The organism is Kaistia soli DSM 19436, from assembly GCF_900129325.1.
GTDB classification, from domain to species: Bacteria; Pseudomonadota; Alphaproteobacteria; order Rhizobiales; family Kaistiaceae; genus Kaistia; species Kaistia soli.
The window spans coordinates 793,574-810,162 of the sequence record NZ_FQUP01000002.1; the positions used below are offsets into that span (position 1 = coordinate 793,574).

Annotated in this window: 17 protein-coding genes and 1 tRNA gene; 13 read left to right on the plus strand and 5 right to left on the minus strand. The window is 64.4% G+C overall.

From position 1 onward, the window contains the following. The first annotated feature begins 1 nt into the window (after position 1). From BUB39_RS13175 to BUB39_RS13190, 4 genes are all read left to right on the plus strand, one after another. Positions 2–1,105: an ABC transporter ATP-binding protein gene (locus tag BUB39_RS13175; RefSeq protein ID WP_073053931.1), complete on the plus strand. Its 1,104-nt coding sequence runs from the start codon at positions 2–4 to the stop codon at positions 1,103–1,105. A 33-nt stretch (positions 1,106–1,138) separates the two neighbouring features. Next, entirely contained in the window at positions 1,139–2,392 is a 1,254-nt protein-coding gene (locus BUB39_RS13180) for an ABC transporter substrate-binding protein (RefSeq protein WP_073053933.1), read from the plus strand. Positions 2,393–2,485: 93 nt separating this feature from the next. Then, positions 2,486–2,947 carry a VOC family protein gene (locus BUB39_RS13185; protein WP_073053935.1) on the plus strand — a complete coding sequence of 154 codons (462 nt, stop codon included), beginning with the start codon at positions 2,486–2,488 and terminating at the stop codon, positions 2,945–2,947. A gap of 54 nt (positions 2,948–3,001) precedes the next feature. Then, entirely contained in the window at positions 3,002–3,448 is a 447-nt protein-coding gene (locus tag BUB39_RS13190; RefSeq protein ID WP_073053937.1) for a VOC family protein, read from the plus strand. Between the two features lie 107 nt (positions 3,449–3,555). On the opposite strand, the gene BUB39_RS13195 is transcribed toward BUB39_RS13190, so the two are convergent. Continuing rightward, entirely contained in the window at positions 3,556–4,299 is a 744-nt protein-coding gene (locus BUB39_RS13195) for an RraA family protein (protein ID WP_073053939.1), read from the minus strand. Positions 4,300–4,679: 380 nt separating this feature from the next. Here BUB39_RS13195 and BUB39_RS13200 point away from each other — a divergent pair, with 380 nt between their 5' ends. Further along, complete coding sequence (locus BUB39_RS13200) at positions 4,680–5,477, plus strand: IclR family transcriptional regulator (RefSeq protein ID WP_244540237.1); 798 nt, start codon at positions 4,680–4,682, stop codon at positions 5,475–5,477. 45 nt (positions 5,478–5,522) lie between these two features. Beyond that, entirely contained in the window at positions 5,523–6,281 is a 759-nt protein-coding gene (locus BUB39_RS13205) for an SDR family NAD(P)-dependent oxidoreductase (protein ID WP_073053941.1), read from the plus strand. A 93-nt stretch (positions 6,282–6,374) separates the two neighbouring features. Here BUB39_RS13205 and BUB39_RS13210 read toward each other — a convergent pair whose 3' ends face one another. Together BUB39_RS13210 and BUB39_RS13215 are read right to left on the minus strand one after the other, a co-directional pair. Then, positions 6,375–7,103, minus strand: coding sequence for an IclR family transcriptional regulator (locus BUB39_RS13210; RefSeq protein ID WP_073053953.1), 729 nt, complete (start codon positions 7,101–7,103; stop codon positions 6,375–6,377). Between the two features lie 128 nt (positions 7,104–7,231). Next, the gene (locus tag BUB39_RS13215) at positions 7,232–8,008 is read right to left on the minus strand and encodes an SDR family NAD(P)-dependent oxidoreductase (protein WP_073053955.1); all 777 of its coding nucleotides are present in this window, start codon (positions 8,006–8,008) and stop codon (positions 7,232–7,234) included. A 267-nt stretch (positions 8,009–8,275) separates the two neighbouring features. On the opposite strand from BUB39_RS13215, the gene BUB39_RS13220 reads away from it, so the two are divergent. From BUB39_RS13220 to BUB39_RS13245, 6 genes are read left to right on the plus strand one after another with little or no spacing between them, the layout of a single operon-like run. Further along, entirely contained in the window at positions 8,276–9,538 is a 1,263-nt protein-coding gene (locus BUB39_RS13220; protein ID WP_073053957.1) for a sugar ABC transporter substrate-binding protein, read from the plus strand. A 14-nt stretch (positions 9,539–9,552) separates the two neighbouring features. Beyond that, positions 9,553–11,079, plus strand: a complete 1,527-nt coding sequence (locus tag BUB39_RS13225; RefSeq protein WP_073053959.1) for a sugar ABC transporter ATP-binding protein — start codon at positions 9,553–9,555, stop codon at positions 11,077–11,079. Between the two features lie 18 nt (positions 11,080–11,097). Next, positions 11,098–12,087: an ABC transporter permease gene (locus BUB39_RS13230; RefSeq protein WP_244540238.1), complete on the plus strand. Its 990-nt coding sequence runs from the start codon at positions 11,098–11,100 to the stop codon at positions 12,085–12,087. Between the two features lie 41 nt (positions 12,088–12,128). Then, a complete protein-coding gene (locus BUB39_RS13235; RefSeq protein WP_073053961.1) occupies positions 12,129–12,554 on the plus strand; it encodes a cupin domain-containing protein in 426 nt (141 codons plus the stop codon). Between the two features lie 24 nt (positions 12,555–12,578). Next, a complete protein-coding gene (gene attM, locus BUB39_RS13240) occupies positions 12,579–13,367 on the plus strand; it encodes an AttM family quorum-quenching N-acyl homoserine lactonase (RefSeq protein WP_073053963.1) in 789 nt (262 codons plus the stop codon). Positions 13,368–13,403: 36 nt separating this feature from the next. Then, a complete protein-coding gene (locus tag BUB39_RS13245; protein WP_073053965.1) occupies positions 13,404–14,228 on the plus strand; it encodes an SDR family NAD(P)-dependent oxidoreductase in 825 nt (274 codons plus the stop codon). A gap of 337 nt (positions 14,229–14,565) precedes the next feature. Here the strand turns inward: BUB39_RS13245 and BUB39_RS13250 are convergent. Further along, positions 14,566–14,650 (minus strand) — tRNA-Leu (locus BUB39_RS13250). 53 nt (positions 14,651–14,703) lie between these two features. Then, a complete protein-coding gene (locus BUB39_RS13255) occupies positions 14,704–15,708 on the minus strand; it encodes an adenosine kinase (RefSeq protein ID WP_073053967.1) in 1,005 nt (334 codons plus the stop codon). Positions 15,709–15,901: 193 nt separating this feature from the next. Between BUB39_RS13255 and BUB39_RS13260 the strand changes: the two genes are divergently transcribed. Further along, positions 15,902–16,579, plus strand: coding sequence for a sulfate transporter family protein (locus tag BUB39_RS13260; protein ID WP_073053969.1), 678 nt, complete (start codon positions 15,902–15,904; stop codon positions 16,577–16,579). Positions 16,580–16,589 lie beyond the last annotated feature (10 nt).

The window sequence follows — 16,589 nt, forward strand, 5'->3', positions numbered from 1 at the left end:
GATGCCAGAAGTCCGGTTCGAGCACATCGTCAAGCGCTTCGGCTCGTTCAGTGTCCTTGAGGATCTGAGCCTTCGCGTCGAGGACGGCGAGTTCCTGGTGCTGCTCGGCCCATCGGGCTGCGGCAAGACCACGCTTCTTAATCTCCTCGCTGGTCTGCTCGATGTCACGGGCGGCCGCATCACGATCGGCGATCGTGACGTGACGGATATCGATCCGAGCCAGCGCGGCCTTGCGATGGTGTTCCAGTCCTACGCGCTCTATCCAACCAAGACCGTCGAGGGCAATCTACGCTTCGGCCTCTCGGCGCTGAAGCTCGACAGGGCCGAGATCGAGCGGCGCGTCAGCTGGGCGGCGCAACTGCTGCAGATCGAGAACATGATGGGCCGCAAGCCGAGCCAGCTCTCGGGCGGCCAGCGCCAGCGCGTCGCGATTGGCAGGGCGCTGGTCAAGCATGCCGGCGTACTGCTGTTCGACGAGCCACTTTCCAATCTCGACGCCAAGCTCAGGACCGAGATGCGCCTCGAGATCAAGAAGCTGCATGCCTCGCTGCACCAGACCATCGTCTATGTGACGCATGACCAGATCGAGGCCATGACGATGGCGACCCGCATCGCCGTCATGGACCAGGGCGTCATCCAGCAGATCGGCACACCCGACGAGATCTATGAGAAGCCCGCCAATCTGTTCGTGGCGCGGTTCATCGGCGCGCCTGCCATCAACACCTTCGACGCCACGCTGGATATGAAAGCTGGCCGGGTGGTCGCGCGCCATGCGCCGACGGCCATCGAAATCGACCTGTCGCGACACGACTTCCGCACGAAGCCCGAAGCCGGCATGCCGGTCGTTGTCGGCCTTCGGCCCGAGCATTTTTCAGTCAACGATGCGAGCCGCGATGACGGTGCTGTCCGCATGGCGCTCCCGGTTCGCTACAGCGAGCGGACGGGCAGCGATGCGACGGCATTTCTCGAAGCCGGCGATCAACTGCTGGCCGTTCGGATCGAGCCATCGCTGATGAGCGGCCTGCGCATTGGCGACACCATGGTCGCGAGCTTTCCGACGGACAAGCTCGCGGTCTTCGATGCCCGCAGCGGGCTTCGGATGTAGGCAAAACGATAATAAACACGGGAGGAGGAAACCATGACGTTCAATCGAAGGATCGCCGCATTGGCGGCGGCGACCGCGCTTGTCGCCTCGGTAGGCACAGCGCAGGCGACCGACCTGACGCTCTTCCATACCTGGTCGAACGAGAGCGAGATGAAGGCGCTCAACACGATCATCGACAAGTATCAGGCCGACACCGGCAACAAGGTCCAGGCTGCGTCCGTGCCGCATGAGACGGCTGGCGAAAGTCCCCTGGTGAGCCTCTTCGTCGCCGGAACGCCGCCGAACCTGTTCATCGCCGCCGATGCCAGCTTCTTCAAGGATCTTGATGCCAAGGGTCAGGCCTTCGATGTCGGCCCGCTCTTCGAGAAGACCGGCGTCACCAAGGCGCTGCCGGAGACCGTGCTTCAGGCAATCACCATCGACGGCAAGGTGCTGAAGATCCCGACCGCTGTCCATCTCGATGGCATGGTCTATTTCAGCGAGGAGGTCGCCAAGAAGGCGGGCGTCGATCCGACCAAGTGGACGTCGCTCGACGACATGTGGGCCGATCAGAAGAAGGTCGAGGACGCCGGTTTCACCTTCATCGCCATCGGCGGCAATTCATTCCAGGCCGGCTACACCTTCCATGCGCTTCTGGCGGCGATTGCCGGCCCCGAGATCTACAATCGCTTCTATGCCGATACGCCCGACAAGACGGTGTTCGACGATCCGGCCGTGCGGCAGACGATCGAGACCTTCCGCAAGATCGCGGCGCAGGCCGATCCCGGCTGGGTCAACCGCTCCTGGAACGACACCACCAACACGGTCATCGCCGGCAAGGCGCTGATGCAGATCCATGGTGACTGGATGAAGGGCCAGTGGCGGGCCAACGACAAGAAGGCCGGCGTGGATTTCGGCTGCTTGAACATTCCCGGCACCAAGGCGGTGTCGGTGACGGTCGATTCCTTCGGACTTCTCGGCGGCGTCGACGCGACCACGGCGAAAGCAGAGGAAGATTTCGCCAGCGTGGTCGTCGATCCGAAGATCAATGCCGAGTTCGCCTTCTACAAGGGCTCCAGCCCCGTGCGCCTCGACGTTCCGACCGACAAGCTTGACGTCTGCAATACGCTGGTGCTCGACGATCTGAAGAAGCCGAATTTCAGCGTCGAGAACCCGTTCTATATTGCGGACGGCGACTGGATCAATTCGGTGTGGAACACGATGTTCACGCTGCAGGGCGATCCCAACATGTCGACGGACGATGGCATCAAGATGCTGAAGTCGGAATATGACGCGATCTTCAAATAGGCGCGTCGGGCTCGCTTGAACCCACAGATCGCGGCACCGCCTGAGGGCGGTGCCGTTTCTCACCCGGCACAACCCCCCGCCAGGACATTTGCCATGGCCATATTCAAGTCGCTCGGGCACATCGCCCTGCGCGTCAACGATCTTGATGCGTCCGTCGCCTTCTACAATGCGATCGGCTTTCCCGAGGTGCTGCGCCTCCTCAATAAGGAGAGCAATCCCTGGATCGTCTATCACCGCGTCTCCAACGACGTGTTCATCGAGCTGTTTCCAGGCGGCGATGGCGATCCTTCGCCACCGGAGAAGACCGGCCTCATGCATCTCTGCCTGACGGTCGAGGATATCGACGCGGCCGAAGCAAAGCTTGGCGAGGCCGGCATTTCGCTGATGCGACCGCGCACGCCGGGCCGGGGCGTAGACGGCAATCGCGGCATGTGGATCGCCGATCCCGACGGCAATCAGATCGAGATCATGGAAATGGCGCCGGGCTGCATCCAGTACCAGGCGGTCCAAGCGGTCGAGGCCGGCGGCCGTCCGCACGTCCTCTCGATCTCCTGACCGGAGCACGGACTTCCGGACGCGAGACAGCAACCCCGATCAAGGAGATCAGAAATGCACGGCTTCACGTCGATCGCCCATGTGGCACTGAAGGTCAAAGACCTCGATCGTTCGCTCGATTTTTATGTGAACAAGCTCGGCTTCGAGGAAATGATGCGCCTCGACAAGCCGGATGGCAGCCCGGGCGTGTGGCTCGTCTATCTGCGCATCACCGATGACCAGTATCTAGAGCTTTTCCCGGACGGCGAGGGTGACCGCGCTCCGGGGCGCGATGCCACCGCGATCAACCATGTCTGCCTCGGTGTCGATGACATCGATCAGGTCATCGCCGCGCTCGAAAAGGCGGGCATTCCGCTCACGGTTCAGAAGAAGATGGCCGCCGACAAGAACTGGCAGTGCTGGATCGACGATCCCGATGGCAACCGGATCGAGATCATGCAGCTGATGCCCGATTGTCTGCAGCTGGAGGCGATCAAGCGCCTGAAGGCAAACCGCGCCTGAAGAGGCGGCTTGCGAACATCGCGTCCATCACTTGCGCTGGCAGGCATCTCTGGCCGGCGCAAGTTGCCCGAAAGCGGACCTCGGCTGAGGGATACTGGGGCAATGGTCTACTGCGCCGCTCGCCAGGCCTCATATTCGGCCCGGACCTCTTCGGTCAGCGGATAGTATTTCCTGAGATCGCCGCCTTCCGACAACCGGATGCGCGCGAACTCCTCCCATTCGACATGTTCGCTCGCCGCATCGACGAGTTGCTGTGCCAGAGCGATGGGCACGACGATGGCGCCGTCATCATCGGCGACGATGATGTCGCCCGGAATGATCAGCACGCCGCCGCAGGCGATCGGCACATTGACCGCAAACGGAATGATGTTGGTCTGCGCGTGGTAGTTGGGCGTCACGCCCGTCACCCAGACGCCGAGATCGAGCTTCGCCGCGTGTGCTGAATCGCGGATGCAGCCATCTATGACGACGCCGACGCCGCCGCGGCCGCCGAAAAAGGTCAGCATCATCTCGCCGAAAATGCCGCTGCCGAGATCGCCGCGCGCATCGACGACGACGACGTCGCCGGGCTGTGTCGGATAGAGCACATGGCGATGCAGTTGCAGCTCCGGGTTCTCATATTCCGCCGCGCCGTAGAGGTCCTCGCGCTTCGGCATGCATTGAAGCGTCAGGGCCGGGCCAGCGACGCTTCGGCCCGCAACGAGCGGCCGCGGGCCCTTCATATGCACGTCGCGCAGGCCAAATTTCTGGGCGAGCTCGCTTGAAAGCGTGGCGCTGCCGATCTTCGCCAAGGCGTCGCAGAGCGCACGCGGCGGGCGGCTGATGTCAGGGATTTCGGGGCCGCTCAGCATGATGTGTCCTCGCTCGGGGAATGACGTCGAAAGCCTTCGCCAATCTCGGCTTGATCAGGCGTGGCCGCTCTTCGCAATAGTCAGAACTCGGCTGCTCGACAGCCTTATGCTTCAAATGTTCACATTTGAACTGCTGCTATTCTAATCATAACTATGCGCAGTGCGCCGCGAGCTTGTCAATCGTCGGGAGCCGCGCGACGGCCTTGGCTCGGGAGGTGATGGCTCGTCGCGTGTCGGCTATGTCGCAGCCAGCATGCAGCCAAGGCGCTTCCGGCTCGTCTCAAGGGTGATATCGTAATGAACGGGTCGAGTTGTTCGTCCAAATGTGAACTAGCGCAGTTCAAATCTGCCTGATACTGTCGCGGCACGCTCAAGAGGGGATGGCCGCGATCACCATGGACGCCAAGACAGAGGCTCCTGACAACAAGCACACGATTCCGGTGATCGACAGGATGATGGACATCCTGGCCGAGATCGAGCGTCACGCGGCCGGGCTGACCATCCGCGAGCTGACCGCCAAACTCCGCATTCCCCGCACGACGATCTACCGCGTGCTGAACACGTTGCAGGCGCATGATGTCGTCCGGCGCGGAGAGGACGGCGCGTATCAGCTTGGCGAGCGGCTGCTGGTGCTGGCCGCGCACACATCCTCGCGCTTCGGCCGGGTCAATCTCATTCCGATCTGCCAGCCGTTCCTCGACCGCCTCGCCAGCGAGCTTGGCGAAGGCGTCAAGCTCAATGTCATCGAGGGCGACGATCTGCTGGTCCTGGCTGCTGCACAAGGGCGGCGCGAATATGCGTTGATGGTCGCGCCCGGGCAGCGCATGACGCCGCATTCCGGCGCCTCGGGCAAGCTTATCCTCGCCTTCCAGCCCCCCGAGGTTCTGGAGCAATGGCTGAAAGCGCCGCTGCCCGCCTACACTGACAAGACCATCACCGACCCTCAGCGGCTCAAGAACGAACTCACCCGTATCCGCAAGCTCGGATGGGCCACCGATCGTGGCGAGACGAGCCCCAGCATCCATGCCTTCGCCGCCCCGGTACTGGCCCGCGACGGCTCCATCGCCGCTGCCCTTTCCGTACCCTTCCTTGCCGGCGCGAGCGAGAGCCGAATGGAGGCGATCAGGGAGGCCGTTGTGCGGACGGCGCAAGCCATCACCGACGCGCTCAAGGTCTGAGCGGCACGCGCGGGCCGCAGTTGCATTTTCACGGAGGGGTGAGCCATGAGCGATCTCAGCGGCAAGGTCGCCATCGTGACCGGTGGCGGCGGCGGCATCGGCGCCGCCTCGGCATCGGCGATGGCCTCGCGCGGCGCCGCCGTCGTCGTGGCGGATGTGAACCTCGCCGCGGCCGAGCGTTCTGCAGACGTCATCCGCGCGAACGGGGGCGAGGCACTGGCGGTTGCAGCCGACGTCTCGCAGCGCACCCAAGTTGAGGCGTTGGTCGACGCCGCGCTAGAGCGCTTCGGGCGCCTGGACATCCTCTTCAACAATGCCGGCATCCAGTACGACAAATCCATGGAGGACACGTCCGAGGAGGAGTGGGACCGCCTGTTCGCCATCAACGTCAAGGGCATGTTCCTATGCTCGAAGGCGGTCATTCCGGCGCTTGAGCGCCAAGGCGGCGGCGTCATTTTGAACTGCGCCTCGGTCGCAAGCTTCCGGCCGCTGATGGGCATGAACACCGCCTATGTCGCCTCCAAGGGGGCGGTCATGGCGATGACCCGCGACATGGCCGTGGCCCTCGCCCCGCGCAATATCCGTGTGCTCGCGCTCTGTCCCGGGCCGACGCGAACGCCGATCACCGCCGATTCGATCGCGCGGGGCGTGATCACCGAGGAAGAGGTCCGCGCGCTCCAACTCACCGACAGGATCGCCGAGCCCGCTGAGATCGGCGAGATCGCCGCCTATCTCGTCTCACCCGCAGCGCGCTATTTCGTCGGCACCGGCGTCGTCGCCGACGGCGGTATGTGCATCACCTGAGCGAAGGCGGGTTGCCGCGTGCGCCGGCCCTGCCGCCACGAGTGGGCGCCGGACATACGCTGCCCACAGGCGGAGCCCGCCGATCCTGCTTCGTCAGCCCGAGATTTCTTGCGCGCCCGCGACCAGCTTCGCCGCGATCTCGGGGATCTCGTCCTCGTTGAGATCGGTGCGCGGGACGACCAGGACCAGGCATCCGATCACCCGCTTGCTGCCGGTCAGGATCGGCGCGGCGATGCCGGCATTGCGCGCATCAACCTCGCCCACGCTGACCGAGTAGCCCTGCTTGCGGATCGCCTTCAACGTCTTGCGGAATTCGGCCCAGTCATTGCCCAGTCCCGCCGCGGCGATCTCGGCGGCGTTGGCGAGCATGAGGCTGCGCAGCCTGTGATCGGGGAGATGGGCGAGAATCGCCTTGCCGGCAGCGCCGCGCAGGAGCGGCATCGGCCTGCCGCGGTCATAGCTGGTGAGGACCGTCTGGTCCGGCCAGGCCTGCGCGATGCACACGACGTTCTTGCCGTATGATGCGCAGACCATCAGATTGCCGTGCACGACCTTGATCAGGCGGTTCATCACGTCGCCGGCGCGGTGAAGCAGCGGATCGTTGAGGCGGATCTGGCGATCGAGCTGGATGATACGCGCGCCGAGGCCGAAGCCGCCCTGGATGTCGGGCGCGATCAAGCCGGCTGTGCTCAGCGTCTTCAGATAGCGATAGGCAGTCGGGACCGAGCAATCGAGCGCCGACGCGACCTCCTCGACCGTGACCATGGTGCGGTCGCCGTCGAAGAGATCGAAGATGCCGATCATCCGGCCAAGACTGTCCATCTGCCGTCACTCCACTGCCGGCTCCCGCCGACATCATCCATGCGCGGTCATGGCCGGACGGAACGCCGCTCGCCGCCCGTCTGGGAACCCTAGGGAGCGCCGACGGCGACGGTCAAGCGGGCCGCAGCTCAATGCATGTGCATGCCGCCATTGATGTCGATGGCGGTGCCGGTCAGATAGCCCGATTGCGGCGAGGCGAGGAAGAGGCAGACATCCGCGACATCCTGCGGGGTGCCGAATCGACCGAGCGGGATCGCGTCGATCATCCGTTGTCGCGTCTCCGCGTCGAAGGCCGTCGCGTTCATGGGCGTGATGATCACGCCGGGATTGACGCAGTTGACGCGGATGCCGCGTGGGCCGAGTTCTCGTGCCATGCTCTTGGCAAGCGACAGCACGCCGCCCTTCGAGGCCGCGTAATGCGGGCCGCCGAGCAGGCCGCCGCCACGCTGTGCCGCGATCGAGGCGATCGCGACGATGCGTCCGCCGTCGCTGAGGCGGGGCAGGGCCGCCTGGGCGAGATTGAGCATCCCGCGGAGGTTGACGTCGAGCGTCGCAGACCAGTCGTCGGGACTGATATCCATGATCCGGCGTGGCTGCGCGATGCCGGCATTGCTGACAAGGATGTCGAGACGGCCGAAACGCTCGGCCGTCCTGGCGACGACCTCTTCGAGCGCGCCGCGATCGCGCACATCAGCGGCAACCGCGAGTGGAGCGACCGCTTCCACGCCCCGTTCGGCAAGCTCCGCCTCAAGCCGTTTCCCCGCTGCCACGCAGGCTTCAGGATCAAGATCGACGATCGATACAGCAGCGCCCTCGGCCAGCAATGTGCGGGCAATCGCAAATCCAATGCCTTGAGGATGCGCGGCTCCGGTGATGATCGCGACGTCGCCATCCAATCTCGACATAATCTTCTCCAATTTATCACTATGAGATAATCATTTGATAAATAGTGATGTCAAGCGGCTTGCCCTGTTGTTCGTCGCCAGGCCGCTTCACGCATTTCCTAATCGCGATACCGCACGATGACGGGCGTCTAGCCGCCGAATGTGGATTCAAGCGAGGCTAGCGCCGGCGGTGGCTATCGCTTCGATCTGGATCGCGCTTGACAATCAAAGAAATCAGAATTTATTGTATTATGAGAATTTATCGATAATCAGTTGGGGAGGAAACCCATGAGCGATCGAGAGCAGGATATTGTCGCCGTCGCCTGCGCGCTGCCGGCGGGGCTGAGTCGGCGGGTGTTCCTTCAGCTCGCGGGCGCAGCCGGCGTCTCGCTGGCAATGACGCCGGCCGTCACGCGGATGGCTGAAGCGGCTGAGATCATCCGCGGCAAGATTGCCAATCAGGTCTCGACGCCGGCGAACGACTACTGGGCGGTCTGGACTCGCGCGTTCAATGAGGCTTCGGCCGCGCTCGGGCTGCAGTCGCAGGAGCTTTTTCACCAGAACGACACCGCACGGCAGCTCGCGCAGGTCCGCAGCCTTCCGGCCAGCCAGGCGAAGATGCTGATCGGCTGCGTGGAGCCGGCCGGTTCGCTACCAACCGTCGCGCGCTTCTGCCAGGACAGCGGCATCTACTATGTGCCGAGCTGGGAGTCGCCGGCCTGGTTCACCCCACCGGACATCGGCGACTACTACGTCTCCTTCGTCACGCCGAATTCGGTCGAGGGCGCCTATGAGGTGGCGAAGGCCCTGTTCGAGAGCATCGGTGGCGAGGGCAAGGTGGTCCACATCGCGGGAATGGCGACGCCAACCGATTCCTATCGCACCGCCGGCCTCATGCAGGCCGCGAAGGAATATCCGGGCATCCAGATCGTCGGCGGGCTCCGGGCCAATTGGGACCGCGAACAGGCGCGCAAGGTGATGCTGTCGATGGTGACGGCGCATCCGGACATGAAGGCCGTGTTCGCGCAGAACGACAACATGGCGCTCGGCGTGCTCTCCGTGCTGCGCGAGCGCAAGCTCACCAATGTGAAGGTCTCGGGCGTCGACGGCCTGCCGGAGGGCCTCAAGGAAGTGGCCAAGGGCGAGCAGATGGTCGCCACTCACACCTCGCTGCCGCCCTATGGTGCGGGCTTCACGACGGTTCTCGCCTTCGATGCGCTGAACGGCTGGAAGCCGATGCTTGGCGAGCGGCTGCTCTTCACCGGCTCGGCTCTCGCCACGGCGGAAAACGCGGCCCGGATCGAAGCCGCCATCTACGGCAAGGATTCGAAGCCCTTCGACTGGGCGCTGATGAGCCGCGCGCTCAATCCCGAGACCTGGGATCCGCAGAACAAGATCACCGCGATCGATCCGGACGTCTACTGGGCGCCATTCCCCGACGGCAAGGATCGCCTCAACGCCGTCTACAAGGGGGCGGCTGAACGCGGAGAATTCTCCAAGGTCGATGCGCTTTACGCCGAACACTACAAGTCCGGCCCGGTCAAAGCCTGACACGGCGCATCGTCATGACCGCACCACCCCCGGCCCTTGAGCTGAGGGCTGTCACCAAACGCTATGGCACGGTGACGGCGCTCGGCGGCGTCGACCTCGTCCTTCCGCGCCATGGTGTCCTGGGGCTGGTGGGGGAGAACGGCGCCGGCAAATCGACGCTGATCTCGGTTATCAACGGCACTGCGCGGCCAACTGACGGGCAAATTCTCGTCAATGGTCGCGCCGTGAGCCTCGGCAGTCCATCCGAGGCGGCGCGCGCCGGCATCGCGACGGTGTTCCAGGAGCAGGGCCTCGTCGCGAACCTGCGCGTCTATGAAAACATGCTGCTCGGTCGCGAGCAGCAGTTCTCCCGCGCCGGCGTGCTCGGCAGCGCCGCGATGAAGCGCTTCGCCAGGAAGGTGCTTGGCGAGCTCGGCATCGTCATCGACCCGGATGCCATCACGGGCGAGCTCGCCTTTGGCGAACGGCAACTTCTGGAGATCGCGAAGGCGTTCGCGCTCGGCCATCTCTATCCGGTCGAGCCGATCGTCCTCCTCGACGAGCCGACCAGTGCGCTGTCGGACCGCGAGACCGATATCCTGTTCGAGTCCATCCGCCGCTGGCGCGGCAAGGCCTCGATCGTCCTGGTGTCGCATCGGCTGTCGGACGTCTTTGCCGTCTGCGATGCTGTGACGACGCTGAAGGACGGGCGCGTCAGCGGTCATTGGCCGATTACCGAGGCAACCCCTGACATCCTGCATGAGGCGATCGTCGGGCGGCCGCGCTCTGCTGGTTACTACAAGGAAAGCGAGCAGCGCGTCGCGCTTGGCGATGTCGTGCTTTCGCTCCGCGACGTGCATGTTCCGGGCCGCCTTGACGGTGTCTCGGTGGAGGTTCGGGCCGGCGAGATCCTCGGCGTGGCCGGGGTGCTCGGTTCGGGCAAGACCGTGCTCGGTCAGGTGATCACAGGGGCGGTGCGCCCGAGCCGCGGCGAGATCAGCGTGCACGGACGGCGCCTCACGCCGGGCTCGCGGATCGCGGCGCTGTCGGCCGATATCGGCAGCGTGCCGGCCGAGCGCAACACGGCCGGCGTCATCGGCATGCATTCGGTGCAGTCCAATCTGGTGCTGCCGAGCCTGCGCCGCTTCCGGCTGCCGCGCCTTCCGATCCTCTCAAGCCGCCGCCAGGCCGAGACGACCGATCGCTGGATCGAGCGGCTTCGCGTGAAGACGGCCGGGCGGACCCAGCAGATCCGCAATCTCTCGGGTGGCAATGCGCAGAAGATCGTCTTCGCGAAATGGTTGGCGCGGGGCGTTCGCGTCTTCGTGCTCGACGATCCGGGCCGCGGCCTCGATGTCGGCGCCAAGGAAGAAATCTACAGCCTGCTGAGGAATCTGGCCCGCGAGAACGTCGCCATCGTGCTGATCTCCGACAACCTGCCCGAGGTGATAGGCCTGTCCAATCGCATCATCACTTTCCGCTCGGGCGCCGTCTCGGCCGAGATCGCCGCTCCCGCGCATGACAAGCCGTCAGAGACATCCGTCGTGACGAACATGGTCTAGTCCGAACCGGAGTCTCGCATGTCCCAGACAATCCCCCACACGGCGTCCCGCCCCATGCGCTTCAGCTCCTTCGTCTCGAGACATGCCGTCTCGTTTTATCCGGTGCTGGTGATCCTGGCGCTCATCGTCTTCTTCGGCGTCCAGAATCCCTATTTCGCGACCTTCGACAATGCGATGAATATCGGCCGGCAGTCCTCGGTGCTGCTGCTCGTGGCGCTTGCCGGCACGATGGTCATCATGATCGGCTCCATCGATCTTTCGGTCGGGTCGATCGTGACGCTGTCCGGCATCGTGGCGGCGCTGGCCATCGATCCGCTCGGTCCGTCTGCTTCCGTGCTGGCCGGCATCGGCGTCGGCCTCATGGTGGGCTTCGTCAACGGCATGACCCTGGTCACGCTGAAGGTTCCCTCCTTCCTCGTCACGCTCGGCATGCTCTCGGTGCTGTCCGGCATCGCCAACATGATCTGCGGTGGTTCGTCGATCATGTTCATGGACCAGGGCCTGACCGAACTCGTCAATTCGGAGCTTGTGCCGGGCCTGCCCAACATCATCCTGATCGCCCTCGTGACGGCGGCCATCCTCACCTTCGTCGCGTTCAAGACAGTGCTGGGACGCTACCTCTTCGCGATCGGTGGCGGCGAGGTGGTGGCCGCCAATGCCGGCGTCCCCGTCAATCGCTACAAGGTCTACGCCTTCATGCTGTCTGGCGGGCTCTGCGGCCTGGCCGGGGTGCTGCTGACATCGCAGGTCGGCGCCGGAACCCCGGCTGCCGGCGCCAACATGCTGCTCGATTCGATCGCGGCGATCGTCATGGGCGGCACGGCGCTGTCGGGCGGCATCGGCGGCCCGCAGCGGACGATCCTCGGCGTCCTGGTCATCGCCATCCTGTCCAACGGGATGGACGTCACCGAGGTGTCCAGCTTCACCCAGGAGGTCGTCAAGGGCCTCGTCATCATCCTCGCCGTCGCCTCCACCATCGACCGCAAGAAATACCTCTTCATCAAGTGAGGCCGGGGCGGTGCGCCGGCCCTGAATGCTCAGGAGCCAATATGTCTGAGAAAGTCATCCCCGTCGTGACCCGTGCTGGCGCGGAGCATTCCGGAACCGGCCAGTCCGGCGGCGCGGTTCGCGTCTCGGGCGTCAGCCCGCAACACACGCCGGCGACGAAGATCTGGTTCGGCAAGGTCTCGAATAAGCCGGGCTATCGCTCCTATCCGCACCATCACGGCGAGGCGGAGACGGGCGGCTACGTCCTCAAGGGTCATGGACGCATCTATTACGGCGATAACTACGCCGAGTTCGTCGACATGACCGACGGCGATTTCGTGTTCGTGCCGCCCTTCATGCCGCATGTCGAAGTCAATATGAGCACGACCGAGGAGCTCGTCTGGCTGACGACGCGCACGCCGGACAATATCGTCGTCAATCTCCCTGATGTGGACGACGCCTTGCTCACTGGCTATTCGCGCGGCTGAGCCATCAGATCCAAGGGAGGAAATATGACCGAGGTTCGCCTCTACATGCTCGATACGGGCATTCTCAAGTGCAAGTATCACGACATCTACCTGAACCAGGGCGGGGACTCCGATCTCGACATCCCCGTTCCGTTCTTCCTGATCACCCACCCGAAGGGCAACGTGGTGATCGACGGCGGCACGCCGGTCGAGTGTGCCACGGACCCGATGGGGCATTGGGGGAAGGTCGCCGAATTCTTCCAGCCGGTCCTGACCGTCGAGCAGGGCTGCGTCGCGCAGGTCGAGGCGCTCGGCATCAGTTCGGAGAGCGTGCGCTATGTCGTCCTCTCGCATCTCCATCTCGATCATGTCGGCGCCGTGGGCCGCTTTCCGAACGCGACCCATGTCGTGCAGCGCACGGAATATGAATACGCCTTCGCGCCCGACTGGTTCGCGGTGCTTGCCTATGTGCGCAAGGACTTCGACGATCCGGCGCTGAAGTGGCTCCTGCTTGAGGACGCCTGGGGCGACTTCTACGATCTCTACGGCGATGGCTCGATCATCCTGATCCGCTCGCCCGGCCACACCTGCGGTCACCAGTCGATCCTCGTCCGGACGTCGGCCGGCCAGCATGTGCTGCTCGCCGTCGACGCAGCCGACACGCTCGATCATTGGGAAGAGCGCGCGCTGCCGGGCGCTCTCCATTCGACGATCGACTCGGTCCGCTCGGTCAAGAAGCTGAGGGCCGTCCAGGCAAAGACCGACGCGCTCGTCGTCGCGGGCCATGACGGGCGGCAGTGGGCGGACCTGCGCAAGGCGCCCGAATACTACTGAGGACATCGGCGTCCAGAAACAACACAAGATCGCGGTATGGCCGTGATGAACAAGGACAATGCCGTGATGGATCTCACAGGTCGCCTCGCCATCGTCACAGGGGGCAGCCGTGGCCAGGGCGAGGCGGAAGCGCGGTTGCTCGCCCGGGCCGGGGCGGCGGTCCTCATTGCCGATGTGCTGGAAGCCGAGGGCAGGGCGCTCGCGAAGACCCTGACGGCCGAGGGCCGGGACGCACGCTTCGCGACGCTGGATGTCGCGCAGCCCGAAAGCTGGGCGGCGTTGATGGCCGAGGCCGCAGGCTGGAAGGGACGCCTCGACGTCCTCGTCAATAACGCCGGAATCATCAACCGCAGCTCCGTCAGCGATACGACCCTGGACGGATGGAACCGCCTTCTCGGCATCAACCTGACGGGGACGTTCCTCGGGATTCAGGCGGCCGCGCCGCTCATGCGGGCCACCGGCGGAGGGAGTATCGTCAACATCGCTTCCAACAGCGCGTTTTCGGGCCACTATGACCCGGCTTACACGGCCAGCAAATGGGGCGTGCGCGGCCTCACGCGGACCGCGGCGATGGAATATGTAACCTGGGGCATTCGCGTGAACAGCGTTTGTCCGGGCCTGATCGTGACCGGCCTCAACGCCAACGCGTCGCATCTCGCGCCGATGATCGGGCTGACGCCCATGGGGCGCAGCGGCACGCCCGATGAAGTGGCGCAGCTCGTGCTCTTCCTCGCTTCAGATGCCTCATCCTTCATTACCGGCGAGGATTTCACCATCGATGGCGGCTTCACGGCCGGCGCCGCCTATCGCAGGGTGGCCGTCGAGAGCGGGCTCTTGCCGCCCCCCATCGACAACGGCTAAAGCGCTTCATGCCTAATTGAAGCCTATGTGGCCTTGGCGAGACCGTGGGACGCGTCCGGCCGCCATGAGCGAGCCGACATCATGCCACATCTTGGGAGTTTGACGGTAGCCTGGTCCGGGGGAAGCCGCGCGTCCGAGCGCCAGCTCTCGACGATCGTTGGATGGTCGGCTGGCCGGATGGCGATGCTGGCCACAAGGGTCGGCATACTGCCGCTCGCTCGCTCCAGACGCTGCACTGCTTCGGCCAGCGCGCCCCCATAACGAAAACGCCCGCACCTGGATCAGGTGCGGGCGCTAACGCGAAACCCCGAAATATATCAGGATTATAGCAGATGACTGGTGCCCAGAAGAGGACTCGAACCTCCACGACTTGCGTCACACGGACCTGAACCGTGCGCGTCTACCAATTCCGCCATCTGGGCGACGGCCGGATGCTTAAGGGGGCGGTCGCGGCTTGTCAATCGTCATTGCCGGCTTAGAGGGGATAACCCTGTTGACGAGCGAGATCGAGCAGCGAGACGGCCGGGCGCGGGCCGATATGGGTGATGACTTCGGCGGCGACCAACGAGCCGAGCGCGGCCGCGTCGGTGAGCGCGAAGCCGCATGCGACGCCATAGAGGAAGCCGGAGGCGTAGAGATCGCCGGCGCCCGTCGTGTCGACCACGGTCTCGACCGGCGTTGCCGGCACCTGCCGGATTCCGTCCGGCGTCACCACGAACGAGCCGTCGGGGCCGACGGTGACCGCCGCCATGCGGCAATCGCCACGCAAGGCCTCGAGCGCCGCGCCGAAGCTGGATGTCTGGTAGAACGACTTCAGCTCGGCGTCGTTGGCGAACAGGATATCGATGGTGCCGTCGCGCAGGAGACGCGTGAAGTCGCCGCGAAACCGATCGACGCAGAAGGCATCCGAAAGCGTCAGCGAGACCTGGCGCCCGGCCCCGTGGGCGATGTCGGCGGCCTTGAAGAACGCTTCGCGGGCGCTTGGCGCGTCCCAGAGAAAGCCCTCGAAATAAGTGATCGCCGTGTCGGCGACGAGCGCTGCGTCGATGTCGTCGGGGCCCAGCATGTGGCAGGCGCCGAGATAGGTATTCATCGTGCGCTCGCCATCCGGCGTGATGAAGATCATCGAGCGCGCAGTGGGCAGGCCGCCGGTCGGCAGCGGCGCGACGTCGAAGCGGGCGCCGATCGCTCGCATGTCATGGCGGTAGACCGCGCCGAGCTGGTCGTCGGCGACCTTGCCGACATAGGAGCAGCGCCCGCCAAGCGAGGCGATGCCCGCAACCGTATTGCCGGCCGAGCCGCCCGAGGCCTCGATCGCCGGGCCCATGGCGGCGTAGAGTCGCTGCGATTCATCCATGTCGACGAGGCGCATCGATCCCTTGGACAGCTTCTGTTCGACCAGGAAATCGTCCTCCGCCCGTGCCAGAATGTCGACGATCGCGTTGCCCATACCGAGAACGTGATAGTGCGGGTCTGTCATCGGGCAGGATCCTGGCTGGCGGCCGGTCGCGCCGGCTGGGAACTCGAGAGAATGCGCGACGGACTATACAATCGGCAAGTTTCGGTGCAACCGCGCCATTCCGCCGGCAATGCGGCAATTCGAACCCGTTGCGACGCCTCGCGGCGATGACCATTTCGTTGAGGCCGGCGGCTGGTGCCGGAGGAGGATTTCGATGCTCGCCGCTGCCTGGCTCGCTCTCCGCGATCTGCCGACGCCGCCCTTCCGCGCCGCGCTATGGAAGATGCTGGGGCTGACGCTGCTGTTTCTCGTTCTCGCCTGGTTCGGGCTTCAGGCTTTGGTGGTTCACTTCGCGGTCTGGCCGAGCCAACCCTGGATCGAGACGTCGATCGCGATCGTCAGCGGCGTCGGCTTCGTCATTGGTCTCGGCTTTCTGATCGGCCCGGTTTCGGCATTGATGGCGGGGCTGTTCTCCGACGACGTTGCCGCCGTGGTCGAGGAAACGCATTACCCACTCGATCCGCCGGGCACGCCCCTTTCGCTCGGCGCGAGCCTTCTGGGCACCCTTGGCTTTACGGCGACGACCATCCTCGTCAATCTCATCTGCCTCGTTCTCCTGCTGGTGCCGGGCGTCAATCTCGTCGCGTTCTTTCTCGGCAATGGTTATCTGCTCGGGCGCGAGTTCTTCGAGGCCGCAGCCGCGCGCCATGGCGGTGTCGCGCGGGCGCGGTCGGTCCGGCGGGAACATGCCGGCTTGGTCTTGGTCGGCGGCTTCGTCATCGCGCTGTTCCTCGCCATACCAATCGTCAACCTCTTGACGCCGCTCTTTGCGATGGCCTTCATGACGCATCTTCATAAGCGCGTCGTCGGCAGCATTCCTGTTGAAGCCTGAGGGTCCTAGC